At 68.4% G+C, this 22,703-nt stretch carries 22 protein-coding genes; 9 read left to right on the plus strand and 13 right to left on the minus strand.

Annotated features, from left to right (window positions below; all coding sequences use genetic code 11):
• Positions 1 to 64 precede the first annotated feature (64 nt).
• From ACYVF6_RS26725 to ACYVF6_RS26745, 5 genes are all read left to right on the plus strand, one after another.
• Positions 65 to 1,867: an ABC transporter ATP-binding protein gene (locus ACYVF6_RS26725; protein ID WP_460525299.1), complete on the plus strand. Its 1,803-nt coding sequence runs from the start codon at positions 65 to 67 to the stop codon at positions 1,865 to 1,867.
• Between the two features lie 115 nt (positions 1,868 to 1,982).
• Positions 1,983 to 2,444, plus strand: a complete 462-nt coding sequence (locus ACYVF6_RS26730; protein WP_460525300.1) for a hypothetical protein — start codon at positions 1,983 to 1,985, stop codon at positions 2,442 to 2,444.
• Positions 2,441 to 3,928 carry a multicopper oxidase family protein gene (locus ACYVF6_RS26735; RefSeq protein ID WP_460525301.1) on the plus strand — a complete coding sequence of 496 codons (1,488 nt, stop codon included), beginning with the start codon at positions 2,441 to 2,443 and terminating at the stop codon, positions 3,926 to 3,928. Before ACYVF6_RS26730 ends, ACYVF6_RS26735 begins: the two co-directional genes overlap by 4 nt.
• A gap of 11 nt (positions 3,929 to 3,939) precedes the next feature.
• Positions 3,940 to 4,851, plus strand: a complete 912-nt coding sequence (locus ACYVF6_RS26740; protein ID WP_460525302.1) for a phosphotransferase enzyme family protein — start codon at positions 3,940 to 3,942, stop codon at positions 4,849 to 4,851.
• A gap of 257 nt (positions 4,852 to 5,108) precedes the next feature.
• Entirely contained in the window at positions 5,109 to 5,939 is an 831-nt protein-coding gene (locus tag ACYVF6_RS26745; RefSeq protein WP_460525303.1) for a phosphotransferase enzyme family protein, read from the plus strand.
• Positions 5,940 to 6,047: 108 nt separating this feature from the next.
• Here the strand turns inward: ACYVF6_RS26745 and ACYVF6_RS26750 are convergent, their stop codons facing one another.
• From ACYVF6_RS26750 to ACYVF6_RS26785, 8 genes are all read right to left on the minus strand, one after another.
• Complete coding sequence (locus tag ACYVF6_RS26750; protein ID WP_460525304.1) at positions 6,048 to 6,803, minus strand: class I SAM-dependent methyltransferase; 756 nt, start codon at positions 6,801 to 6,803, stop codon at positions 6,048 to 6,050.
• 82 nt (positions 6,804 to 6,885) lie between these two features.
• Complete coding sequence (locus tag ACYVF6_RS26755; RefSeq protein WP_460525305.1) at positions 6,886 to 8,085, minus strand: ABC transporter ATP-binding protein; 1,200 nt, start codon at positions 8,083 to 8,085, stop codon at positions 6,886 to 6,888.
• A 7-nt stretch (positions 8,086 to 8,092) separates the two neighbouring features.
• On the minus strand, positions 8,093 to 8,911 hold the full coding sequence (locus ACYVF6_RS26760; RefSeq protein ID WP_460525306.1) for a carbohydrate ABC transporter permease: 819 nt from the start codon (positions 8,909 to 8,911) through the stop codon (positions 8,093 to 8,095).
• Positions 8,911 to 9,846 carry a carbohydrate ABC transporter permease gene (locus ACYVF6_RS26765; RefSeq protein ID WP_460525307.1) on the minus strand — a complete coding sequence of 312 codons (936 nt, stop codon included), beginning with the start codon at positions 9,844 to 9,846 and terminating at the stop codon, positions 8,911 to 8,913. Before ACYVF6_RS26765 ends, ACYVF6_RS26760 begins: the two co-directional genes overlap by 1 nt.
• 25 nt (positions 9,847 to 9,871) lie before the next feature.
• Entirely contained in the window at positions 9,872 to 11,191 is a 1,320-nt protein-coding gene (locus tag ACYVF6_RS26770) for a type 2 periplasmic-binding domain-containing protein (protein ID WP_460525308.1), read from the minus strand.
• Positions 11,192 to 11,527: 336 nt separating this feature from the next.
• Positions 11,528 to 12,172 (minus strand): aggregation-promoting factor C-terminal-like domain-containing protein, encoded by a 645-nt coding sequence (locus ACYVF6_RS26775; protein WP_460525309.1) that lies wholly within the window; start codon positions 12,170 to 12,172, stop codon positions 11,528 to 11,530.
• 977 nt (positions 12,173 to 13,149) lie between these two features.
• Positions 13,150 to 14,484 carry a PhoH family protein gene (locus tag ACYVF6_RS26780; protein ID WP_460525556.1) on the minus strand — a complete coding sequence of 445 codons (1,335 nt, stop codon included), beginning with the start codon at positions 14,482 to 14,484 and terminating at the stop codon, positions 13,150 to 13,152.
• 146 nt (positions 14,485 to 14,630) lie between these two features.
• Positions 14,631 to 15,392 (minus strand): undecaprenyl diphosphate synthase family protein, encoded by a 762-nt coding sequence (locus ACYVF6_RS26785; RefSeq protein WP_460525310.1) that lies wholly within the window; start codon positions 15,390 to 15,392, stop codon positions 14,631 to 14,633.
• 224 nt (positions 15,393 to 15,616) lie between these two features.
• Here ACYVF6_RS26785 and ACYVF6_RS26790 point away from each other — a divergent pair, with 224 nt between their 5' ends.
• Together ACYVF6_RS26790 and ACYVF6_RS26795 are read left to right on the plus strand one after the other, a co-directional pair.
• The gene (locus tag ACYVF6_RS26790) at positions 15,617 to 16,249 is read left to right on the plus strand and encodes an MBL fold metallo-hydrolase (RefSeq protein ID WP_460525311.1); all 633 of its coding nucleotides are present in this window, start codon (positions 15,617 to 15,619) and stop codon (positions 16,247 to 16,249) included.
• Positions 16,246 to 17,301, plus strand: a complete 1,056-nt coding sequence (locus ACYVF6_RS26795) for a TRM11 family SAM-dependent methyltransferase (RefSeq protein WP_460525312.1) — start codon at positions 16,246 to 16,248, stop codon at positions 17,299 to 17,301. The genes ACYVF6_RS26790 and ACYVF6_RS26795 overlap by 4 nt, the downstream gene beginning before the upstream one ends.
• Here the strand turns inward: ACYVF6_RS26795 and ACYVF6_RS26800 are convergent.
• Together ACYVF6_RS26800 and ACYVF6_RS26805 are read right to left on the minus strand one after the other, a co-directional pair.
• Entirely contained in the window at positions 17,206 to 18,255 is a 1,050-nt protein-coding gene (locus tag ACYVF6_RS26800) for a hypothetical protein (protein WP_460525313.1), read from the minus strand. The two genes, ACYVF6_RS26795 and ACYVF6_RS26800, sit on opposite strands and share 96 nt — an antisense overlap.
• Positions 18,252 to 18,740 carry a hypothetical protein gene (locus ACYVF6_RS26805; protein WP_460525314.1) on the minus strand — a complete coding sequence of 163 codons (489 nt, stop codon included), beginning with the start codon at positions 18,738 to 18,740 and terminating at the stop codon, positions 18,252 to 18,254. The genes ACYVF6_RS26800 and ACYVF6_RS26805 overlap by 4 nt, the downstream gene beginning before the upstream one ends.
• A gap of 153 nt (positions 18,741 to 18,893) precedes the next feature.
• Here ACYVF6_RS26805 and ACYVF6_RS26810 point away from each other — a divergent pair, with 153 nt between their 5' ends.
• The gene (locus tag ACYVF6_RS26810; RefSeq protein WP_460525315.1) at positions 18,894 to 19,094 is read left to right on the plus strand and encodes a hypothetical protein; all 201 of its coding nucleotides are present in this window, start codon (positions 18,894 to 18,896) and stop codon (positions 19,092 to 19,094) included.
• 25 nt (positions 19,095 to 19,119) lie between these two features.
• A complete protein-coding gene (locus tag ACYVF6_RS26815) occupies positions 19,120 to 20,463 on the plus strand; it encodes a flotillin family protein (RefSeq protein WP_460525316.1) in 1,344 nt (447 codons plus the stop codon).
• Positions 20,464 to 20,671: 208 nt separating this feature from the next.
• On the opposite strand, the gene ACYVF6_RS26820 is transcribed toward ACYVF6_RS26815, so the two are convergent.
• The 3 genes from ACYVF6_RS26820 to ACYVF6_RS26830 all read right to left on the minus strand — a co-directional run bounded on the left by ACYVF6_RS26820 (position 20,672) and on the right by ACYVF6_RS26830 (position 22,685).
• On the minus strand, positions 20,672 to 21,613 hold the full coding sequence (locus ACYVF6_RS26820; RefSeq protein WP_460525317.1) for an alpha/beta hydrolase: 942 nt from the start codon (positions 21,611 to 21,613) through the stop codon (positions 20,672 to 20,674).
• Positions 21,610 to 22,161, minus strand: coding sequence for a hypothetical protein (locus ACYVF6_RS26825; protein WP_460525318.1), 552 nt, complete (start codon positions 22,159 to 22,161; stop codon positions 21,610 to 21,612). Before ACYVF6_RS26825 ends, ACYVF6_RS26820 begins: the two co-directional genes overlap by 4 nt.
• A gap of 221 nt (positions 22,162 to 22,382) precedes the next feature.
• The gene (locus ACYVF6_RS26830; protein ID WP_460525319.1) at positions 22,383 to 22,685 is read right to left on the minus strand and encodes a hypothetical protein; all 303 of its coding nucleotides are present in this window, start codon (positions 22,683 to 22,685) and stop codon (positions 22,383 to 22,385) included.
• Positions 22,686 to 22,703 lie beyond the last annotated feature (18 nt).

Raw genomic sequence — 22,703 nt, forward strand, 5'->3', positions numbered from 1 at the left:
ACCCCCGCCTTCAGCCGCAAGCCCGGCCACACCAAGCCACACCGCGCGGACGGAGGCTCCAACCATGACTAACGCCTCCGCCGCCGGACGACTCCGCACCGCGCGGGTTCTGCTCCGGATCGCCTGGGAGACCGACCGGCGCGGCACCGCGCTCGCGTTCGGGTGCGTGCTCGGCGAGGCGATCGTCACCGGCCTGTTCGCGTACTGGCTGAAGCTGCTGCTCGACGGCGTGCAGCACGACAACCCGACAAGCATCGCCTGGGCCGCAGCCGGAATCGCGGTCTCGATCACCGGCGGGCTCGCGCTCGGCTACGCCGGCGAGCGGGCCCGTGCGTCGCTGAACGAACGCGCTCACCATCAGGTCGAGCAGCGCCTGCTGCGCACGATCGCGCGCGTGCCGACGCTGGAGATCCACGAGACGCCCGGCCACCTCACCGAGCTCGAGCTGCTCGACGGCGAGTCCTGGGAGTTCGGCAACACCATCCCCGCGCTGGTGCGGTTCTGCCACGTGCTGCTCCAGGTCCTGATCACCGCGGTCCTGCTGGCCGCCGTCGACCCGCTCCTGCTCGCGCTGCCGGCGTTCGGGATCCCGCTGCTCCTGTTCAGCCGCTACACCAACGGGCTGTTCCACCGCGGCCAGGTGCTGGCGGCCGACCCGAGCCGTCGCGCCGACGACATCTACCAGCTGTGCACCCAGTCCGGCCCGGCCAAGGAGCTGCGGCTGTTCCGGCTGCGCGACGAGCTGCTGGCCCGGTTCACAGCCGCACACCGCGAGATCGCGAGCATCCATGTGCGGTTGCAGTTACGCGGCCAGGCCGTCCGCCTGCTGACCCGGCTGGTGTTCGTCGCCGGCTACTTCGGCGCGATCGCCTACGTCGTCGTGCGCGCGGTCGACGGCCGGGTCAGCGTCGGTGACGTCGGGCTGACCGCCGTACTCGCCGGGCAGGTCCTCGGCCTGGTCGCCGGTTCGGCCGAGACGGTCCAGTGGGCGCTGCGTTCGCTGACGACCGCCAGCCGCTACGTCCACCTGGTCGACGTGGCCGAACGGATCCGTTCCTCGACCGACGCGTCCGTGGCGGCGCCACCCAGGCTGACCACGGGCATTCAGGTACGCGGGCTGACCTACCGGTACCCCTCGGCGGCGGCACCGACGTTGCGCGACGTCGACCTCGACCTGCCGGCCGGCTCCACGGTCGCGGTGGTCGGAGACAACGGCGCCGGAAAGACCACGCTGGTGAAGCTGCTCGCGGGCCTCTACCGGCCCGACGCCGGTTCGATCACCGTCGACGGCGTCGACCTGGCCCGGCTGGATCCCGACCGCTGGCGCGAACGCGTCTCGGCCGGGTTCCAGGACCACGCGCGCTGGGAGTTCTCGGTACGCGAGGCGGTCGGGCTCGGCGACCTGTCCGCGATCGACGATCCAGCCGCCGCGACCGCCGCGCTGGCCCGTGCCGGCGCCGGTGACCTGCCCGGCCTGCTGCCGCAGGGCGTGGAGACCCAGCTCGGGCCGCGCTGGCCGGCCGGCGTCGACCTGTCCAGCGGGCAGTGGCAGAAGGTCGCCCTCGGCCGCGCGATGATCCGCACGGCACCGCTCCTGCTGCTGTTGGACGAGCCGACCGCGGCGCTCGACGCCGACACCGAGCACCAGCTGTTCGAACGCTGGACGCACGCGGCGGAGGAGCTGCGGCATGCCTCGGGAGCGATCACCGTGCTGGTCTCGCACCGGTTCTCCACCGTACGGATGGCCGACCTGATCGTCGTCGTCGCCGACGGAGGGGTTGCCGAGCTCGGCACGCACGACGAGCTGATGGAGCTGGGCGGGCGATACGCCCGGCTGTTCAGCCTGCAGGCAGCCGCCTATCGATAAGCCCCTACTGCGCCTGACCTCGTAGGTCCCGCCGTCGTCTACTACAGCGGGCGTAGACGCGAAGACGCCCGTCAGGCGATGTGCCAGCACCCGCACCGCCGCGACGCTAGGTGGCATGTCGAATCGTTCAGCTCAAGCCGTAACAAGGCGGGCCGGCAGCAGCGCTCCGGCGGGCCGTGGGTCCGGTCTGTTCAACACGTTCCGGGTGTTCGTGACGCTGCAGGCCGTTGCCATCCTCGGGCAGGCGATCTTCGCCGGGATCCTGCTCGAAGGGGACGGCCGCACGCTGCATGCCGCCAACTCCTTCTCCGTCCATCTGTTCGCGCTGCTCCAGGTGATCTTCGCGATCCTGGTCTGGCGTCCGGGCCGCCAGACCGCGCGGTACATCCTGCCGAGCGTTCTGCTGCTGCTCTTCGGCTTCCTGCAGAGCGCGATGGGCGGCTCCCACAACCGCTACATCCACATCCCGCTCGGCGCGCTGTTGCTGGCCGGCGCCGTCGTCCTCACCGTGCAGGTCTGGTCGGAGCGTCGCTCCAGCGCCAAGGCCAAGGCCGAAGCGGCCAGCGCGGCAGCATGAGCGTCAGCCGACGCGGCGCGCTGAAGCTGTTCGGTGCGGGCATGCTCGCGGCCACCGCCTCCACCGCGGCCGCGAGCTGCTCGTTGCTCGGCAGCAGCACCCCCGAACCACGGCTGCTGCCGAGCACCGCCAAGCTGCCGAAGCCGTACGGCGTTCCGCTGCCCATCCCGCCGGTCGCTCGACCGGTCAGCACGACCGGCCCGTCAGACGTTTACGAGCTCGAGGTCAAGCCGGCGAAGGCCGAGATCATCCCCGGCCTGCGAACCACGATCTGGGGGTACGGCGGCACGTTCCCCGGGCCGACCTTCGAGACCCGCGCCGGCCGGCCGATCGTCGTCGACCAGCGCAACCGCCTGGCCACTCCCATCTCCACCCACCTGCACGGCGGCCGCGTTCCGGCGAGCAGCGACGGCTACCCCACCGACGTCATCAAGACCGGCGAGGAACGCCGCTACGAATACCCGATCGACCAGCGCGCCGCCACGCTCTGGTACCACGACCACCGGATGGACTTCACCGGCGCTCAGGTCTGGCGCGGCCTCGCCGGCATGTTCGTCGTACGCGACGACGAGGACGACAAGCTTCCGCTCCCCAAGGGCGACCGCGAGATCCCGCTGGTGATCTGCGACCGCTCGTTCGACACCGGCGGCAGCCTGCTCTACCCCTCCCTCGACCACACGCTGACCAAGACCCACGGCGTGAAGGAGGCCTACGCCGGCGGCGTACTCGGCGACGTGATCCTCGTGAACGGTGCGCCCTGGCCCCAGCTCGAGGTCGACCGCGCCCGATACCGCTTCCGCATCCTCAACGCGTCGAACGCCCGCACGTACCAACTCCAGCTCGACAAGGGCGACCTCGTCCAGATCGGTACGGACGGTGGCCTGCTGCCCGAGCCGCAGAAGACGCGCACGCTGACGCTGGCGGCCGGCGAGCGGGCCGACGTCGTCATCGACTTCGCGCAGTACCCGGTCGGAGGCGCGGTCACGCTCACGAACGCGGCGGCCGAGGGTACGGCGGGCCGCGTGATGCGCTTCCGCGTCGCTCGTAACGCCAAGGACGACTCCCGGATCCCGGCCAAGCTGTCCACGATCGAACAGCTCGACCCCGCCAAGGCGAAGACCACGCGCGAGTTCGAGCTCGCCAGCGCGGATCTCGACGGCCACACCGGCTGGACGATCAACGGCGAACCGTTCGACCCGAAGCGAGTCGACGCCGACCCCAAGCTCGGCACCACCGAGATCTGGAAGGTCACCAGCGACATCGCTCACCCGATCCACCTGCACCTGGTGCACTTCCAGGTCCTGTCGATCGACGGCGAGAAGCCCGGCAAGGAGCTGGGCTGGAAGGACACTCTCGACGTTCAGGCCGAGCAGACCGTCGAGCTCATCATGCGCTTCGACGGCTACCGAGGCCGCTATGTCTTCCACTGCCACAACCTCGAGCACGAAGATATGGAGATGATGTCGAACTTCGAAGTGGTCTAGCGTCTGATGCCATGACCCTCGACCTGTCGGCATGGGATCTGCCGGTCCCCCTGGACGCACGGCAACCGGACCGCGGCTCCAACAACCTGGTCTGGCTGATCGACGACACCTACGTCCTGCGTATCTACCAGAACCTCGAGGTCTCGCGGATCGAGGCGGAGCTTCGGCTGCTGGAGGCGCTGCGCGCGGTCGACGGTCTGCCGTTCGCCGTACCCGTGCCAATCGCGAGCTCGAGCGGCCGCGCCGTCGTCGGCACGGTACAAGGGCCGGCGGTGCTGTTCCCGCTACTGCCGGGACGGACGGCCGAGCGGACCGATCCGCACGAGATCGAGCTGACCGGCGAGGCACTCGGCCACCTCGACCTGGCGCTGGCCAAGCTGCCGCCCGACCTGGCCCCGATCGACTGGCGCGGCACGCTCGACGCCGTACACCCGGCAGTGCCTTCGGTCGCCGACCTGTGCACGGAGCTGGAACGCCTGCTCCCGGCCGAGGACGGCGTACGGCGGCTGCGCGACCAGGCCGAGGAACTGGACGAGGACTACCTCCGGCTGCTCGACAAGCTGCCGGTGCAGATCATCCACGGCGACCTGGCGACCTCGAACGTCCTCATCAACACCGACGGACAGGTGTCGGCCGTCCTCGACTTCGAGATCGCGGGCCTGGACCTGCGCGTGACGGACCTGGTCGCCGGCCTCTCGATGGCCGTCGACTGGGAGGACCCCGCCCGAGCCGCCGAGCAGGAGTCGGCCTTCCGCGGCGGCTACCAGCGCGTGGTCACCCTCGACGCCGCCGAAGAAGCGGCGATACCGGCGTTGCTACGCCGCCGCCTGCTCGGCAGCGCCATCTGGCGCGCCGGCCGCTGGCGACTCGGTCTCTCCGACCTCGACGACGTACGCGAACGGCTGGCCGCCATTCCCGCCTAGGTCGTGTTTCAGAAATAGGGCCGGTGAAGCTCGCGGCTCCGGCGGCGTAGCCGCCAAATGAGCACAGCCGCGCCGCGCTGCCACAACCCCGCAGCATGTCGGGAGTGTCAGGCTGAGGGCGCCGCGGGCCGAAGATCGTGCCGGGCATACTCCGCTTAGGGTAGGCACAGCGGCGCCGTCAGCGTGGATGCGGGCCACGCGCCGGAGGCGCAAATCCAATAGAGCGCCCGCCTCGAGGTGGTCTAGCGTCTGATGCCATGGCGCTCGACCTGTCGGCCTGGGATCTGCCCACACCGGTGAACGCGCGGCATCCGGACGGCGGCACCAACAACCTGGTCTGGCTGGTCGACGACACGTACGTGCTGCGCGTCTACCAGAACCTCGAGGTCTCAGGGATCGAGGCGGAGCTTCGGCTGCTGGAGGCGCTGCGTGCGGTCGACGGCCCGCCGTTCGCCGTACCCGTGCCGATCGCGAGCTCGAGCGGCCGCACGATCGTCGGCACGGTGCAGGGGCCGGCGGTGCTGTTCCCGCAGCTGCCGGGACGGCCAGCCGATCGCGCGAACCTCCACGAGGTCGAGCTAGCCGGCGAGGCGCTGCATCCGGCGGTGCCTTCGGTCCCTGACCTGTGCGCGGAGCTGGAACGCCTGCTCCCGCACGAGGACGGCGTACGGCGACTGCGCGAACAAGCCGAGCAGGTGAACGAGGACTACCTCCGGCTCCTCGGCGAGCTGCCGGTACAGATCGTGCACCGCGACTTCGCGATGTCGAACGTGCTCGTCAATGCCGACGGACAGGTGTCGGCCGTCCTCGACTTCGAGATCGCGGCCCTGGACCTGCGCCTGATGGACCTGGCCGCCGGCCTCTCGATGGCCGTCGACTGGTCCGCGGACGGCGCGGAGGCGCGGGAGACGGCATTCCGCCGGGGCTACCAGCGCGTGGTCACCCTCGACGCGGCCGAAGAAGCGGCGATCCCGGCGTTGCTACGCCGCCGCCTGCTCGGCAGCGCCATCTGGCGCGCCGGCCGCTGGCGGCTCGGCCTCTCCACCCTCGACGAGGTACGCGACCGGCTGGCCGCGATCCCCGCCTAGCAGACGTCCGCGACCCGGCCAGGCAGGCGCGCATCGGCCGACCCACGACACCTCACCCACGACACCCGACCCACGACACCCGACCCACGACACCCGACCGGTCGGAAGCTAGGCCGGATCGCGCACTGCGCGGACCGAGAAGAACGCCGGCAACGTCGGATCGTCCAACGCCGGCAGCGGGAACCGCTCCGCCTCCGCGCCCGGAAACTCGTGCAGGAACTCCAGCCGCAGGCCGGCCTGTGCCAACGCCGTCACCACATCCCCCAGTGAGTGCGGCCACTCCCGCGACTCCTGATGCGAGAGCCCGGCATCCGACACGGCGTACGAACCGTCGGCGACCACCACCAGCGGCTCCGGCGCCGCGAAGTAGCTGCTGCCGGCAGCCGCGTTGGCCAGCGGATGGCTGTCGAGCAGGTACAACACGCCACCCGGCTCGAGCAACCGTGCGCACACACGCGCCAACGCCGGCAGGTCCCGGATCCACATCAGCACGCCCTTGGACAGGAACACGACGTCGTACCTCGACGCCAGCCGATCCGGCGCCGCCAGCACATCGCTCTCGACGAACTCGGCGGCCAGGCCGGTCCGCTCAGCCAGCTCGCGCCCGATCCGCACCGCCTCGCCGGAGAAGTCGACGCCGGTCACGTGGGCGCCGAGCCGTGCCCACGAAAGCGTGTCGAGCCCGAAGTGACACATCAGGTGGACGAGCCGCTTGCCTTCGACCGGGCCCACCTCGTCGATCTCCAGCCGGCCGAGCGTGTTCGCGCCGGCGAGGAACGAACCGACGTCGTAGTGCGCCGACGCCGCGTGCAAGGGCGCCAGCTCGTCCCACAACTTCCGGTTGACGGCGGTGTGCTCATCCATGCCCGTGACGGTGCCACAAACGCACGAGGCCTGGCGACCGGTTTTGAAACCGGCCGCCAGGCCTCGAGACGTAGAAGAGCCGCTACTCCGCCGACGCCGGCTCGGCCTCGGTCTCGGTCTTCGCGCCGTTCGTCAGGTTCGCGCCCGTCGCGGGGTCGAACAGGTGCATCTTCGAGGTGTTGACCCAGAACGTGTCCTGCTCGTTCTCCTTGACCGAGCTCGCCGGATCCAGCGAGATGATCAGCTGCGGCCGCATCGCCTCCATGTCGAGGTCCTGGACCAGAGCGTCGACCTCCTTGCGAATCTCCTCCGGAGAGTCGTACGGCACGTAGGCGTACTGCTCGTTGCCCAGCCACTCCGTCACGTCGACCGTGGCCTCGAACGTCTGCCCGCTTGCCTTCTTCGTGTCGTCGACGAAGCGCGCGTCGTTGAAGTACTCCGGCCGGATGCCCGCGATCAGCAGCTTGCCCTCCAGCTCGGCCGCCGCGAGCCCGGCGGGCAGCGGCACGTCGCAGAACGGCAACTCCACCCTGCCGTCCTTGACCGACGCGGGCAGGAAGTTCATCGGCGGCGCGCCGATGAAGCCCGCGACGAAGAGGTTGACCGGGTGTTCGTACAGCTCCCGGGGCGTCGCGCACTGCTGGAGTACGCCACGCCGCAGTACGGCCACCCGGTCGCCGAGGGTCATGGCCTCGGTCTGGTCGTGGGTGACGTAGACGGTCGTCGTGCCGAGCCGGCGCTGCAGCCGCGAGATCTCCGTGCGCATCTGCCCACGCAGCTTGGCGTCGAGGTTCGACAACGGCTCGTCGAACAGGAACGCCTGCGCGTCGCGGACGATCGCCCGGCCCATCGCGACCCGCTGGCGCTGGCCACCGGACAGCTGGGACGGCTTGCGCTGCAGGTGTTCGTTCAACTCCAGCAGCTCGGACGCGCGCTCGACCTTCTCCTTCACTTCCGATTCCGGCAGCTTCGCCAGCCGCAACGGGAACGCGATGTTCTCGTAGACGGTGAGGTGGGGGTAGAGCGCGTAGTTCTGGAAGACCATCGCGAGGTTGCGGTCGCGCGGCGCTTTCTCGTTGACGCGGTCCCCGCCGATCATCATGTCGCCGGACGTGATGTCCTCCAGCCCGACGATCATTCGAAGCAGGGTCGACTTCCCGCAACCCGACGGTCCGACCAGGATCATGAACTCGCCGTCAGCGATGTCGAGGCTGACATCGTTGACGGCCTGGAACCCGTCACCGTACTGCTTGACGATGTTTTTCAGCTCGATGGCTGCCATGGGCCAATCAACCCTTCACCGCGCCGGACGTCAGGCCGGCGACAATCTTGCGTTGGAAGAACAGAACGAGCGCGATCACTGGAATCGTTACCACAACCGCCGCCGCCGCGATCGCCGCGATCGGCTGGGTGAAGAACGACTCACCAGTGAAGAACGCCAGCGCTGCCGGCACCGGCCGCGCGCTGTCGGACGCGGTCAGCGAGATGCCGAAGACGAAGTCGTTCCAGGCGAAGAAGAACGTCAGGATCGCGGCGGTGAACACACCAGGCGCCGCGAGCGGGACGATCACCTTACGGAACGCCTGCCACGGTGTGGCTCCGTCGACCTGGGCCGCCTGTTCCATCTCCCACGGAATCTCACGAAAGAACGCCGACAGCGTCCACAGCGACAGCGGCAGCGTGAACGACATGTACGGAATGATCAGGCCGGCCCACGTGTCGTAGAGGCCGATCGAACGCCACATGTCGAACAGCGGCGGCACCAGCGAGATCGTCGGGAACATCGCGATCGCCAGCGCCATCGACAACACGAGCTTCTTGCCCTTGAACTCCAGCCGCGCGATCGCGTACGCCGCGAGCGTCGCCAGCACCACCGACAGCACGGTGGAGATCAGCGAGATGCCGATGGAATTGCGCAGCGCGCTGGTGAACAGACCGCTGTCGAACACCGTCTTGTAGTTGTCCCAGGTGAACTGCTGCGGCCAGAAATGCTTGTCGGTCGCGTCGGCCTTGAACGACAGCGAGAGAATCCACACGACGGGGAACAGCGTGTAGACGAGAATCAGCGCGCCGCCGATCGCCCACCAGACTTTGGCTTTCGTACGCATCAGCGGTCCCCCCTCACCTGCGAGAGATCGGTTCTGAACACCTTGATGAAGACGAACGCGATGACCAGTACGCAGAGGAACAACAGCACCGAGACCGCCGAGCCGAGCCCGACCGCCGTCCGGGTGATCATCTGCCGGTACGCCAGGAACGACACGGTCTCCGTGCCCTGTGCACCGCTGGTCATCACGAACACGTTGTCGAAGATGCGGAAGGCGTCGAGCGTACGGAACAGCAGCGCGACCATGATGGCCGCCTTCATGTTCGGGATCGTGACCTTCCACAGCCGCTGCCAGGGCGTCGCCCCGTCGACCTTCGCGGCCTCCTGCAGCTCCTCCGGAACCTGCGCGAGGCCGGCGAGCAGCAGCAACGACATGAACGGTGTGGTCTTCCAGATCTCCGACATGCAGATCGCCGCGAGCGACGACCAGAACTGCCCGAAGAAGTCGTAGTTCTCCAGGCCGAACCAGGTGTTGATGAAGCCGGAGTCGGGCGCCAGGGCGTACCGCCACGCGAACGCCGAGACGACGGTGATGATGCCGTACGGAATCAGGATCGACGTGCGGACGCCGCCGCGCCCGAAGATGATCCGGTGCATCACCATCGCGAACGCGAACCCGATCACCAGCTCCACCGCGACGGTGATGATCGTGATCAGGACGGTGACGCCGACGTCGTGCCACCACAGCCCGTCGGTCAGGATCGTGGCGTAGTTGTCGAACCAGATGAACCGCCGGCTGTCGGGGTCGGTCAGGCGATAGCTCTGCAGGGAGAGCCAGACCGCCTGCAGCATCGGGTAGGCCGTGACGAGCAGCATGAGGCCGAACGCAGGGGCGCAGAGATACCAGCCGAGCCGTTGTTCGTGCCTGGCTCGTTCGGTGGCGCGCACACGCACCTTCTGGACGGGTGCGGATGTTGGCGCTTCCACGGTTGCCATGGGGTGATCCTCCTCTCTTCCGGTCTCAGATCAGCCGCTTGTCGTGCAGGACGTCGACGATGAGCTGGGCACTGACGCCAGGCGTCTGCTGTGTCACCGCGCCCGGCGGGTGCCAGGTGTTCTGGATCGCGGCGGTCACGTCGGCGTAGTACGGCGTGATCGGCCGCGGCGCCGCGGAGTCGACCGAGTCGCGGAGCAACCCGGCCATCGGGAAAGCATCCCTGATCGCCTGCTGGTTGTAGACGTCCGGCCAGGTGGCGAGCAGGCCCTCACCGAGCATGTACGTCTGCTGGCTCTTCTCCGACGTGATGCACTTGACCGCGTCGACCGCGAGCGCGGGGTTCTTGGTGAACGCACCGATCGCGAGGTTGACACCGCCAAGCGGTGGGGCGCTCTTCGCCCCCTCCTTGACCGTGGGCCACCGGGTGTAGCCGAAGTCGTCGACGACGGCCTGCTGCTTGTCGATCTGGCCTTGCAGGGAGCTCTTCTCCTTGTCGGACTTCGCCGAAGAGAGCTGCTTCTTCAGATCGTCGAGCTTGGTGGTCTCGGCGGTGTAGACGAACGGCCAGTTCGTCATGAAGCCACCGCTCTTGTCGTTGAACCCGGTCTGGGTCGTGCCCTCGTCGGAGTTGCTGAGGTCGGCCGGCGCCGCCTTCGAGTGCGCCAGAGTGCGGATCACTTCCGCGGCCGCCTTGCCGGCGTCGGAGCCGATGCTCGGCGTGACGTCCTTGCCGGCCTCGGGGTTCTTCAGGATCTGACCACCCGCCGACGCGACCAGTCCGTTGATCAGGACGGTGTAGCCCTCGTACTTCTTCGCCTGCACCTGGACTGTCGTACCGGTCTTCGTCGCCGCGTCGATGACCTGCTGCCAGCTGAGCTGCGAGCTCGAGTCGATGGTCAGCCCCGCCTTCTGGGCGACCGACTTGTGGTACCAGAGCAGTTGTGTGTTGGTGTTGAACGGCACGGCGTAGAGCTTGTCGTCCCACTTCGCGCTCTCGAGTGGGCCGGACAGCATGCCGTCAGTCAGATCCTTCGTCTCCTGCCCCGAGAACGGCCGGACGAAGTCGGCGTTCGCGAACTCGGCGAGATACGGCAGGTCGAGGCTCATCAGGTCGATGCCGGAGTCCTTGGCCGCGAGTCGCCGGACGAGTTGCTCGCGCTGGCCGGTGGAGTCCCGCGGCAGCAACGCGGTCTGGATCTTGTAGCGGCCGCCGGCCGCGGTCGTGCATTCCTTCGCAAGCTTGGCCTGCGTACCGTTGTCTGGATTGATGTACCAGGTCAGGACTGGCGTGCCGGATCCCCCACTACACCCGGCCAGTCCAGTGGCCCCGATTAACGCGGCCACGCCGAGCACTGCGGTTCTGGCTCGCCTGGTTTTCAGGTTCGTGCCAAACACCCTTGGTCAGCCTTCCCATTTCGGGTGCCCGCAGGCTCGCGCCCGCGGGGGCTTCACTGTTCGTACAGGTTCCGTACGGAATCATCCTGTCGTTCCTCAGCGATTCCGCAAGACCTATGCCCGTTCAAAGTGGATCAAGAACCCGAAATTTTCGCTGCGCGGGACTGATGACCGGAAGGTGCCAGCCTGTCCGGAATGCGATGCGGGCCTGGCGTGGTAATGCGAAAGGTCCCCACGAGGGGGACCTTTCAGCATGCGAGCCGTAAGGGGCTCGGGTGGCTCAGCTCAGTAGTGGTTGTTGTTCTGCCAGAAGTACCAGGCGCCGCACGGAGTGTCGTAGCGGTCGGCGATGTAGTTGAGGCCCCAGGTGATCTGGGTGCGGGCGTTGGTGCGCCAGTCGTCGCCAGCCGCGGCCATCTTGTCGCCGGGGAGGGACTGGGGGATGCCGTACGCGCCGGACGAGGGGTTTTCCGCGCTGACGCGCCAGCCGCTCTCGTGGTCCCAGAGAGTGTCGAGGCACTGCATCTGGGCCGAGCTCCAGCCGCGCGCCTGCACCATCTCGGCGGCGATCCGCTTGGCGGTGCCGGGGCTGTAGCGCTCGAGGTCACGGGATGCGCGCTCCTCGGCCCGGCGGCGCTCGGCGGCCGTACGGTCGAGGACACCACCGCCGCTGGCATCGACGAGCTGCTCGATCGGCGTCGCCGTGGGCTTGGGGGTGACCGTGCGCTGGGTGTAGCGAGGCGTGCCTCGGCCGGACTTGGCGTCGGACCTGCCTGCTAACTGGTCGGCCTTCTTGGTCGTGAGCGGGCCGGGCAGATTGAGGTCGGCGAGGACGAGCTTGGAGTCGTCCGGGTCGCCGGACCCGAGGCTGAGACCGCTGAAACCGCCGGCCAGGAACGTGCCACCGGCGACAACGCCGGTGACGCTCACACTTGCTGCCGTAACCGCCGCGAACGCTGGGGTAGCGCCGGGAGCAAACCGGCGCCTGGCTTTATGCCGGCCGGGCGCCTTGTGCTTGGGCGAGTACTGCGACTGCGACACGCAGAACCTCCGGACAACGTCTCCCTACTTCAGCCGAACTCCGGGATGGAGTTCAGCCGTAAACAGGGAGTATAGGACCGACTACTCACTGTTTAGGAACTGCCGGCCTCGTCGCGCCCCAACGCTTTGGCCTCGGATACTTTCCCATAACGATCATGACTTCCGCCAGAGGTTCGGCAAAAGACTTGTGATCATCACCGGGCGTTATCGGCCGCATGCGGCTTGACATCATCAGCAGGTCGCTGACCTGCGATTATGTAGTCTATCGCGGGGCAAAACGGACGAATTACGCGTACGCTCCCGTGGCCACTTGAGGGCAGAAACGAGGGTGCCGAAAGCCGCCTGCCAGCTCGGAGCGCGTTCTGCGGTGGTTTAGGGATCTTGTAACCGTGACCTCGCCGAAGATGAACGGGTGTCCACGCCAGAGGGGATCTCCGCGCGCGAGTCCGAAGGGCTCGCTCTCGTCGGTGAGGGGTGCGGCAACGCCGAGATCGCGGGGCGGCTGTTCATCTCCGTACGCACGTCTCGTCGCTCCTGCACAAGTGCGGTGTCCCGGATCGCTGGGGCTGGCCAGGCACGCGGCCCAGGAGGGTGCCCGGCTGGACGGAGTCCCGCTGGCGATCGAGCTCGCCGCCGCACGCAGCCGGTCGCCGGGTACGACCGGCCTGCAGGCCGCGCACGCCGACCAGCTGCGGCTGGTGTCCGGCGGCCGGGGCGTGGACGAGCGGCACCGCTCGCTGCGTGCCGTACTCAGCCGTGGCGCCCGCGGTACGTGCCGTGCTCTGAGGCTGCCGGCGCCCAACGCAAGGGAGGCCGCACCGGGCCAGAGCCCGGCGCGGCCTCCCAACCGGGAAAGCCCGCGCGCCCTAGAGCGACACGTCCTCCAGCATCTCCGTGACCAGCGCCGCGATCGGCGACCGCTCGGAGCGGGTCAGCGTCACGTGCGCGAACAACGGATGCCCCTTGAGCTTCTCCACCACCGCGACCACACCGTCGTGCCGGCCGACCCGGAGGTTGTCGCGCTGCCCGACGTCGTGTGTCAGCACGACCCGGGACCCTGCGCCGATCCGCGAGAGTACGGTCAACAGGACGTTGCGCTCCAGCGACTGCGCCTCGTCGACTACGACGAACGCGTCGTGCAGCGAACGGCCACGGATGTGGGTCAGCGGCAGCACCTCGAGCATGCCGCGATCGACGACCTCCTCGACCACATCGGAGGTGGTCACCGCGCCGAGAGTGTCGAAGACCGCCTGAGCCCACGGCTGCATCTTCTCGGCTTCGGTGCCCGGCAGGTAGCCGAGATCCTGACCACCAACGGCGTACAGCGGCCGGAAGACCACGACCTTCCGGTGCTGCCGGCGTTCCATCACCGCTTCCAGCCCGGCACACAGCGCCAGCGCGGACTTGCCCGTGCCGGCCCGGCCGCCGAGACTCACGATCCCGATCTCCTGGTCGAGCAGGAGATCCAGCGCGACCCGCTGCTCCGCGGAGCGCCCGTGGATCCCGAACGCTTCCCGGTCACCGCGGACGAGCCGGATCCGCTTGCCCGGCGTGACCCGGCCGAGGCCGCTGCCGCGTTCGGACATCAGGACGAGCCCGGTGTGGCAGGGCAGGTCGGCGCCCGCGGGCAGGTCGATCTCGCCCTCGGAGTAGAGCGTGCCCAGCTCGTCGCTGGTCACGTCCAGCTCGACCATGCCGGTCCAGCCGGTCTCGACCGGCAGCTCGGCGCGGTACTCCTCGGCGGTCAGGCCGACGGCCGACGCCTTCACCCGCAGCGGCAGGTCCTTGGAGACCAGCACGACGTCCAGACCGTCCGCGGAGAGGTTACGCGCGACGGCGAGGATGCGGGTGTCGTTGTCGCCCAGCCTGAAGCCAGGTGGGAGCACCTCGGGATCGGTGTGGTTGAGCTCGACCCGGATCGTTCCGCCGGTTTCGCCGATCGGGATCGGTGCGTCCAAGCGCCCGTGCTTGATCCGCAGTTCGTCCATCGATCGCAGAGCCGTGCGAGCGAAGTAGCCGAGTTCGGGGTGATGCCGCTTGCCCTCCAGTTCCGTCACGACGACCACAGGAATGACGACTTCATGTTCGTCAAATCTGTAAATCGCGTGGGGGTCGGCCAGCAGAACGCTGGTGTCGATCACGTACGTGCGGCGCTCTGAGCCTGATGCCCCTCGCCGCCTGCTGTGCGATGCAGCCACTATGCGCCCCTTTCGGGTCGGCACGGGGTCCGAAATCCCCGACCGCATGGATCGACGGTACGTCCGTTACCCACTTTTCAAAAGGGGGACGCGCCTGTCCGAATGATGACGCGCAAGTAAAAAATCCCGCTGTAACCGAAGGCGGGGTTCTAACGACCGTAACGGCGGCTGCGGGCGGCGTAGGCCCGGATCGCACGGAGAAAGTCCACCTTGCGGAAATCCGGCCACAGCGCTTCGCAGAAAAAGAACTCACTGTAAGCGCTCTGCCACAGAAGGAAGTCGGACAGCCGCTGGACGCCGGAAGCTCGGATGATCAGATCCGGGTCGGGCTGGCCCTTGGTGTACAGGTGCTCGGCGATGTGCTCGACGTCGATGACCTCGGCGAGCTCCTCGATCGTCGTGCCCTTGCTGGCGTGCTCGTGAAGTAGTGAACGCACAGCATCGGCCACCTCGCGGCGGCCGCCGTAGCCGACCGCGACATTGACGAGCATTCCCCGAACGTCGGAAGTCTGCTCCTCGGCTTGTTTCAGCGCGTGGGCGACGTTTTCAGGAACGAGATCGAGCGCACCGACCGGATGGATCCGCCAACGTCTGGTTTCGGCCATCCTGCCGACGATTTCGGAGATGATCTCGAGCAGCGGCTCGACCTCGTCGGCGGGACGCGAGAGGTTGTCGGTGGACAACATGTAGATCGTCGCGACGTCGACGCTCAGCTCGTCGCACCAGCCCAGGAACTCGGGGATCTTGTCGGCGCCGGCCTGGTGCCCACGGGACGGATGCTCGCCGAACGCGCGCGCCCACCGCCGGTTGCCGTCGATCATGACGGCGACATGCTTCGGCAGCCGGTCCGACGGCAGGGATGCCATCAACCGGCGCTGGTAAACGCGGTAGACGAGGTTCCGTAGACCCATCCGCCTGGTCGCCTCCTCATACGTACGACTGACGTGCACCTGGCCTGGTTACGCAGCACCAACCGAGTGGGCCGGCCGAGCCAGCCGTGACGCCGATCACCCGAAAAGCCGAACCGAGGTTACTCCGTTTCGATCCAACGGTGGGTGTCGCCGCCATGAAGGGTGACTCCTTACTAGGCTGATTGGTTGCCTGGTACGCCAGTTCGGAGAGAAGGTTTTCCACGATGCGGGTCGTGAAGTACACGCACTCCTGCGTACGCCTGGAGAAGGATGACCACGCGCTGGTCATCGATCCCGGCTCGTTCAGCGAAGAGGAGCCGCTCGACGGCGCCACCGCCGTGCTCATCACCCACGAGCACTTCGACCACCTCGATGTCGAGAAGCTCAAGCGCCACCCCTCACTGGAGGTGTGGACGAACGCCGCCGTCTCCGAGCTGCTGGCCGACGCCGGTCCCGAGCGCGTCCACGTCGTGGCCGACGGTTCGGCGTTCACGGCGGCGGGGTTCGACGTCACGGTGCACGGCGAGCGACACGAGGTGATTCATCCCGATCTGCCCCCGGTGCCCAACATCGGCTTCTTCGTCGACGATCAGGTGTTCCATCCTGGCGACGCGTTCACCCAGCCGGGGCGGCCGGTGACGACGCTGTTCGTACCCGTCGGCGCTCCGTGGGTGCTGGGCGCCAACGCTGTCGACTACGTACGCGCCGTCAAGCCGGCGTTGGCGTTGGGCATGCACGAAGGGTTGCTCAACGACATCGGCATCAGCGTTCACAGCGGCCTGATCGAGCGCATGTCGGAAGCGGTCGGCGTCGACTACCGCCTGCTCACGCCCGGCACGGCAGTCGGTGTCGAGTGACCGACTACGCCTTCCTCGTCCTGCCGGCGGCCAACCGCGTCTACGCCGAATCGGCTGTGGGGTTGACGATCGCGGAGCTGGAGGTGTTCGGCTCGACGGTGCTGAACGCTCCGCTGACCGACCTCGCGGCGACGCGGATCGGCGGCGTGCCGTACGTGACGTTCTCTGCAGACCCTGGGCTGACTCCACGAGACGTCTCCTACCTCGCGAACCTGTCGTCCGGCTATGCGTTGTTCGTGCGTTCCGCGGACGGAACGGGCGAAACGTTGCTGCGGCCGGTCGAGCTCACGCCGCTCGACGTCTTCGACGACGACCTGATCACGATCCAGAAGTACGCCGGGAAGACCAACGAGCACTTCACGAAGCTGCTGCTCAACGTCACCGTGCTGGCCAGCTCGTTCGGCTCGTCGATGCTCGACCGGCGCCTGCACGTGTTCGACCCGCTGTGCGGCCGCGGCACGACGCTCAACCAGGCGCTGATGTACGGCTACGACGCGACCGGCATGGACGTCGACGGCAAGGACTTCGAGGCCTACTCCGGGTTCGTGCGGACCTGGCTGAAGCGCAAGCGCATCAAGCACAAGGCGGAGACCACGCCGGTACGCCGCGAGCGGCGCGTCCTCGGCCGGCGGCTGCACGTCGACATCGGTGCGGACAAGCAGGCTTACAAGTCCGGCGACAAGCTTTCGTTGACGATGGTCAACGCCGACACGTTGCAGGGGCGGGAAGTCTTCAAGGCCTCGTCCTTCGACGTGCTGGTGGCCGACCTGCCGTACGGCGTACAGCACGGAAGCCGTTCGCCGGCGGCCGCCTTGTCGCGGAAGCCGCTGGAGCTGCTGAAGGCCGCCCTGCCGGTATGGGTCGAGCTGCTGCGGCCCGGAGGCGCGGTCGGGCTGGCGTGGAACACGCACGTGGCCGCGCGGGAGGAAGCCGCCGGGCTGCTGACCGCCGCCGGGCTAGAGGTGTGCGATGGGCCGGCCTACCTCGGCTTCCGCCACCGCGTCGACAGCTCCATCGACCGCGACGTGCTGGTCGCGCGTAAGCACAGCTGACACCGCGTCCAACGTACGATCCAGCTGACCGCGGCCATCGGCGAAGCGCGGCACCGGGCTCAGATAGCCCCGCCTGCCGAAGTGCCGCGCCTCGTCCAGCCGATGGACGCTGATCCGCCCCGCGCGGCGCGCGCTGTTCCACCCGCTGCGACGCGCGATCAACCAGTGCGCCGGGAACACCATCCGTCCCAGCCGCTCGACCCAGTCGTGGCGGCTGACGAAGTGGTAGAGGTGCTCGACGCCCGGCAGGTGGCTGCGCGCGTCGACCACGCCGCCGATGCTGACGATCGTGACCGGCGGAGTCTGCAGCGCGACCTGCAGCAGCGGCGCGATGCTGACGGCGGCCTCGGCACCGCCGCTGTAGCCCACGAGGACCAGCGGCGCGCCGGAGCCGCGCACGTAGCCGGACGCGGTCAGGTGCTCGAGCACGGTCTGGGCGACCGCCGAGCGGTACGTGTCGTGGTAGCGCCGGTCGGACGCCACGAGGAACTGCGCGATGTTGCGCAGGAAGATCAGGATCCGGAACCGCTTCGCGGCCAGCCGCCACCACCGGCCGAGGCGAGGGTGGGCGGCCAGCGCGCGGTTGAGCGGGGAGTACGGCGTGACGTGCCCGACGAAGCGGGTGCCCGGCAACACGCGGCCGAGCCGCTTGATCACCTCGCGCGCGACCCGGGTGTCGCGGGGCGCGGACTTGCCCACGCCGTCGAGGTAGACGAGATAGCGCTCAGGAGCGCGCGGCTGGTCGGGAATGCCGGCCTTGCCGGGCATCGCCAGGCCGTCCAGGTCGACGTAGTACGGCAGCGACGCCGGCAGCTTGGCGTCCCGGCGGCTCCAGCCCGCGCGCAGGCCGATCACCTCGCCGGGTGCGAGCACCAGCAGCACGACCACCAGCACGAAGATCGCGCCGACGATCACCGTGCTCGCGGTGTACAGGATCGACCCGAGGAGGCTCAAGACAGTCCCTCCGCGATAGCGGGGGCGCGCACGCCGTGGTGGCGGTGGAGGAACGCCGGCAGCGTACGCACCAGCCAGTAGCCCACGGCCCCGCCGAGCACGGCGAACGTGCTGTCGACCGCGGGCAGGCCGGACACGTCCTGCAGCCGGTTGATCAGCCGGACGATCACCCACGCATGCAGTCCGAGGTAGAGCAACGGCCCGACGTGCGGCGCCAGCTCGATCCCCGACAGCAGCAGCGGCGACAGGCCGGCCACCAGCAACGGGATGAGCCTCTCCAGCCGCAGGTCGTTGCCGGCGCGCAGCTCGGCCAGGACCGCGGTCATCGCGAGCCACGCGGTGACCGCGAGCGCGCGAAAGCAGGTCTGGCCCAGCAGCCGGCCGATCAGCCTGCGAAAACCGACAGGGCCGCCACGTAGCAAGCGCCACAGGTCGCCGACGGCGTCGGACAACGCCACGGTGACGACCATCAGGACGGCGTTCATCTCACCTCACCCGGCCGAGTCTCGGCACTTCGGATCATCTCACCAACCCAGTGTTCCCATAAACAGAAGGCCGAAGGTAAGGATCTTCTTCCCCAGTCTTACGGGCATGTGGTCCGATACGCTCTCAGGCACGGGTGAGAGGGAGGGACGCACGTGGTCGGCAAGTCTGGCCGGGTGACGGGCAGGATCGGCCCAGGGCTGGTCGGCGAGGTGATGCTCGCCGTCCGCGGCGGAGTGGAGGCGTTCTACGCCCACCCGACGATCCCAAGCGACGAGATCGAGGTCGGCTCGATCGTGGTCGTCGTCGAGTACTACCCGCCACGAACCGTTTACGTCGCTCCCGCATCGACCTGAGTAACAGCCGTCAGAGGAGGGGGACATGCCTACATCAGTCGCAATCGTCATCGCCGTGGTGACCGCCATCGTCGTACTGATCGTCTTGTTCAAACTGGTTTGGCGGGTCGCCGAGCCGAACGAGGCGCTCATCATCTCCGGGCTCGGCGCGAGGAGCCACAACCGCGAGACCGCCGACAGCCTCGGCTTCAAGATCGTCACGGGCAAGGGCACCGCCGTGCTGCCCGCGTTCCAGACCGCACGCCGGCTGCGACTCGACAGCAGGGCAGCCCAGCTCGCCGTCCACTGCGTGACGCAGCAGGGCATCCCCGTCCAGGTACGCGGCGTCGCCATCTACAAGGTCGGCGACGACTTCTCCTCGATCGCCAACGCCGCCAGGCGTTTCCTGGAGCAGCAGCAGACGATGGACGGCGCCATCCACGAGCTCTTCACGGGTCATCTGCGCTCCATCATCGGCAACCTCACGGTCGAGGACCTGATCGTCAACCGCGACCGCCTCGCCAGCGAGACCCGCAGCTCGGCAGCCGACGAGATGAGCAAGCTGGGGCTGGTCGTCGACTCGTTGCAGGTCCAGGAGATCGACGACGAGACCGGCTACATCATCAACCTCGGCAAGCCGCACGCGGCCAAGGTCGCCTCCACCGCCCGGATCGCCCAGGCCGAACGCAACCGGGAGGCCACGCTGAAGGAGCAGGAGTCCGAGGCAGCGAACGCCTCGGCGATCCGCGACACCGAGATCAAGAAGGCGGAGTTCAAGGCGCAGGTCCAGCAGGCGGCTGTCATCGCGCAGCAGCAGGTCATCGAGCAGGAGACCAAGAACGCCGAGCTGGAGGCCTACCGCGCGGAGAAGCGCCTGGAGGCCGAGGTCCGCAAGCCGGCCGACGCCAAGGCGTACGAGGAGGTCACGCTCGCCGAGGCGGACCGGCAGGCCCGGATCGCCCGGGCGCGGGCTGACTCCGAGACCACCCGGATGAAGGGCGAAGCCGAAGCCGACGCGACCAAGATGATCGGGCTCGCCGAGGCAGAGGCGATCCAGGCACGGGCCCGCGCCCTGTCGGAGAACCAGGAGGCCGTCATCGCCCAGCAGCTCGCGGAGAACTGGCCGGAGATCGTCGAAGCCAGCTCGAAGGCGCTCAGCAACGCGGACAACCTGATCGTGCTGAACGGCGCCCAGGGTATCGAGGAGCTCCTCGCCAAGACGCTCACGCTGGGTGGCACCGGCCTGGGCCTGGCTCGGCAGCTGCTCGCGAACCTCGGCGAGAACAGTACGGAGAAGCCACAGCTGCCCGCTCCCACCGAAAACGGAGCCACCGATGACGGGGCCGCGCTGAAGGCCGTTCCGACGAGTCCGGAGCAGCAGCCCGGCTGATCGCACCGCCTCGTCGTGCGCCTGTAATGACCACGGGTGCTCGGTCATTTCGCAGCTGCCAGGTGAATTCGCCTGGCAAAGTGCTGGCTGTGCGGCTCCGCCGCGTGGCCAAATGACCGAGCACCCGTGGTCATCGTGGCCGCGGAGGGGCACAGAGGGGCGCAGAGCTCGAGTGTGGCCGCGGCGCTTCGAGGCCGCCAGGTAGGCGTTACGAGCCGGTCAGACCGTGTCCGGCGAGGTGGCGCCCGAAGTGGTCGGCGAGCTCCGCCACCGCCCGATCGACGTACTCCGGCTGGTCGTACAGGTCGATGTGGCAGGTCGTGTCGAGCCAGACCAGGCGCTTCGGCTCGCCGCAGGCGTCGAACGCGGCCTGGGCCACGCCCGGCGGGCAGTACTCATCGACCCGGCCGTGCACCAGCAGTACCGGCCGCGGCGCCACCAGCTCGGCCACGCCCACGGCGTCCAGCGTGAGCAGGGAGTAAGCCGAGAACGCGGTCATCTCGTTGTGCCACCACGCGCTCGCGCCGCGCTCGGTGGCGTAGTAGTCGTGCGGTTCCTGGCCGCCCATCGCCACCTCGCCGGACAAGCCGACGGCCGGGATCATGCGCTCGGGTGCGACGGCATAGCCCGCGAGCAGCTCCTCCAGCGTCTTGGTGTACGCCGCGACGCCCATCTGCGACCGGAACCAGCCCGGAGAGTTGTAGCCGCCCGCCACGCCGGCCATCGCGGCGATCCGCGGGTCCAGGGCGGCCGCCCGCAGCGCGTATCCGCCGCCGAGGCAGACCCCGACCACGCCGACGCTCGAGACGTCGGGGCGGGCCAGCAGGAACGACACCGCGTCGCGCAGGTCGGCGAGCTTGCCCTGGGCATCTTCGTGCTGCCGCGGCAGCCCGTCGCTCTCGCCGAAGTTGCGGTGGTCGAAGGCCAGCGTCACAAAGCCGCAGTCCGCGAGCTTCTCGGCGTACGTGCCGACCACTTGATCCTTCACGCCGGTGTACGGGCCGGTGAACACCAGTCCCGGCACAGCGGCCGGTGAGCCCGAAGGAGTCCGCAGGTCACCGGCCAGTCGCAGGCCTTCGGAAGGGAATGTCACCCGTTCGTGTCGCACGGAGATCACCTGGCCATCGAAGTCGAGGCGCACCGGGTTCACCCCAGATTGTCCTCCGGCGCTTCGGCTTTGTCAGGCCCCTCGCCGCGTACGCGCTCCAGGTGGACCATCGCCTCGCGCAGCTCGTCCAGCCATTCCTCGGCGTGCTTGCCGACCAGCTTGACGCACCACGACAGCGCCTCCGAACGGGTACGTGCCACGCCGGCCTCGACCAGCGTGTCGAGCACCTGCCGCTCGGACTGCCGCAGCCTGGTCATCACCGGCACGGACAGAGTCGTGAACATCTCGTCGGCCTCGCCGCAGCGCGCACCCCAGGCGACCTTGCGCCCGGTGGCGTGCTCCAACTCGCGTGCGATCCGGATCCGCTGGTCGCGTGTGCGCTCGCGGAACTCCTTGATCTTGCCGGACTCCGCGGCCGAACGTTCGACCTCGGACGTGTCTTCCTCGAGAGCGGGCGGGGTGAGCCGTCCGACCACGGTGATCTCCTCACGATCAGTGATCACCTCGATCGGCTCGACGAACCACCCCTCCGGCAGGCGTCCGGCCAGCCAGCCCCGGACCCGCTCGACGTGCTCCTGCTTGGTCGTCATGTAATGATGATTACACCGTTACGTCCATCCGGCAAGAGTCCGCCGTGGCCGACTGCGGCAGCAGCCAGCATGCGACGGCGCCACGCCGGCCGGACCGTGCAGGCCGGCAGCGTGGCGCCGTACAGCGAACGTGGCTGTCTTGTCGGGAACACCTGTCTTCTCGGAACACCTGGGCCCCGGCAGAGCCAGCCACCGGCTCGCCAGGGACAGCAAGCCAGGCTCTAGCTCAGTTGTTCGGCCATCGCGTCCTGGGCCAACCGGGCGACCCTGCCGACGTTGAGGTCCCAGCCCATGCCGAACGCCGCCGGGTGGACGAGCTTGTCGTCCTCCGGCGCCCACCAGGTCGCCTTCAGCCGCTCGACGGTCGGCGGCCGCCAGTCGTAGGGAACGCCCGCGACGTTCCCCTGCCAGGTGCGCTCCTCGGCCGGCCGGCGCAGCTCGCGCGCGATCGAGACGGCGACGAGTGTGGCGCCCGCCCCGATCACCAGCATGTCGAGCGGTCCTAGCTTCCGCTTCTTGCCCATGACTTCCTTCCCTGCCTG

The organism is Flindersiella endophytica (assembly GCF_054779015.1).

What these genes read in the sequence shown, in the direction of transcription:
- ACYVF6_RS26755 (WP_460525305.1), bottom strand. Translation starts at nt 8,085, where the DNA reads ATGGCAGCCATCGAGCTGAAAAACATCGTCAAGCAGTACGGTGACGGG.
- ACYVF6_RS26825 (WP_460525318.1), bottom strand. Translation starts at nt 22,161, where the DNA reads ATGACGACCAAGCAGGAGCACGTCGAGCGGGTCCGGGGCTGGCTGGCC.
- ACYVF6_RS26750 (WP_460525304.1), bottom strand. Translation starts at nt 6,803, where the DNA reads ATGGATGAGCACACCGCCGTCAACCGGAAGTTGTGGGACGAGCTGGCG.
- ACYVF6_RS26760 (WP_460525306.1), bottom strand. Translation starts at nt 8,911, where the DNA reads ATGCGTACGAAAGCCAAAGTCTGGTGGGCGATCGGCGGCGCGCTGATT.
- ACYVF6_RS26745 (WP_460525303.1), top strand. Translation starts at nt 5,109, where the DNA reads ATGGCGCTCGACCTGTCGGCCTGGGATCTGCCCACACCGGTGAACGCG.
- ACYVF6_RS26725 (WP_460525299.1), top strand. Translation starts at nt 65, where the DNA reads ATGACTAACGCCTCCGCCGCCGGACGACTCCGCACCGCGCGGGTTCTG.
- ACYVF6_RS26730 (WP_460525300.1), top strand. Translation starts at nt 1,983, where the DNA reads ATGTCGAATCGTTCAGCTCAAGCCGTAACAAGGCGGGCCGGCAGCAGC.
- ACYVF6_RS26805 (WP_460525314.1), bottom strand. Translation starts at nt 18,740, where the DNA reads ATGAACGCCGTCCTGATGGTCGTCACCGTGGCGTTGTCCGACGCCGTC.
- ACYVF6_RS26815 (WP_460525316.1), top strand. Translation starts at nt 19,120, where the DNA reads ATGCCTACATCAGTCGCAATCGTCATCGCCGTGGTGACCGCCATCGTC.
- ACYVF6_RS26790 (WP_460525311.1), top strand. Translation starts at nt 15,617, where the DNA reads ATGCGGGTCGTGAAGTACACGCACTCCTGCGTACGCCTGGAGAAGGAT.
- ACYVF6_RS26830 (WP_460525319.1), bottom strand. Translation starts at nt 22,685, where the DNA reads ATGGGCAAGAAGCGGAAGCTAGGACCGCTCGACATGCTGGTGATCGGG.
- ACYVF6_RS26740 (WP_460525302.1), top strand. Translation starts at nt 3,940, where the DNA reads ATGACCCTCGACCTGTCGGCATGGGATCTGCCGGTCCCCCTGGACGCA.
- ACYVF6_RS26735 (WP_460525301.1), top strand. Translation starts at nt 2,441, where the DNA reads ATGAGCGTCAGCCGACGCGGCGCGCTGAAGCTGTTCGGTGCGGGCATG.
- ACYVF6_RS26765 (WP_460525307.1), bottom strand. Translation starts at nt 9,846, where the DNA reads ATGGCAACCGTGGAAGCGCCAACATCCGCACCCGTCCAGAAGGTGCGT.
- ACYVF6_RS26785 (WP_460525310.1), bottom strand. Translation starts at nt 15,392, where the DNA reads ATGGGTCTACGGAACCTCGTCTACCGCGTTTACCAGCGCCGGTTGATG.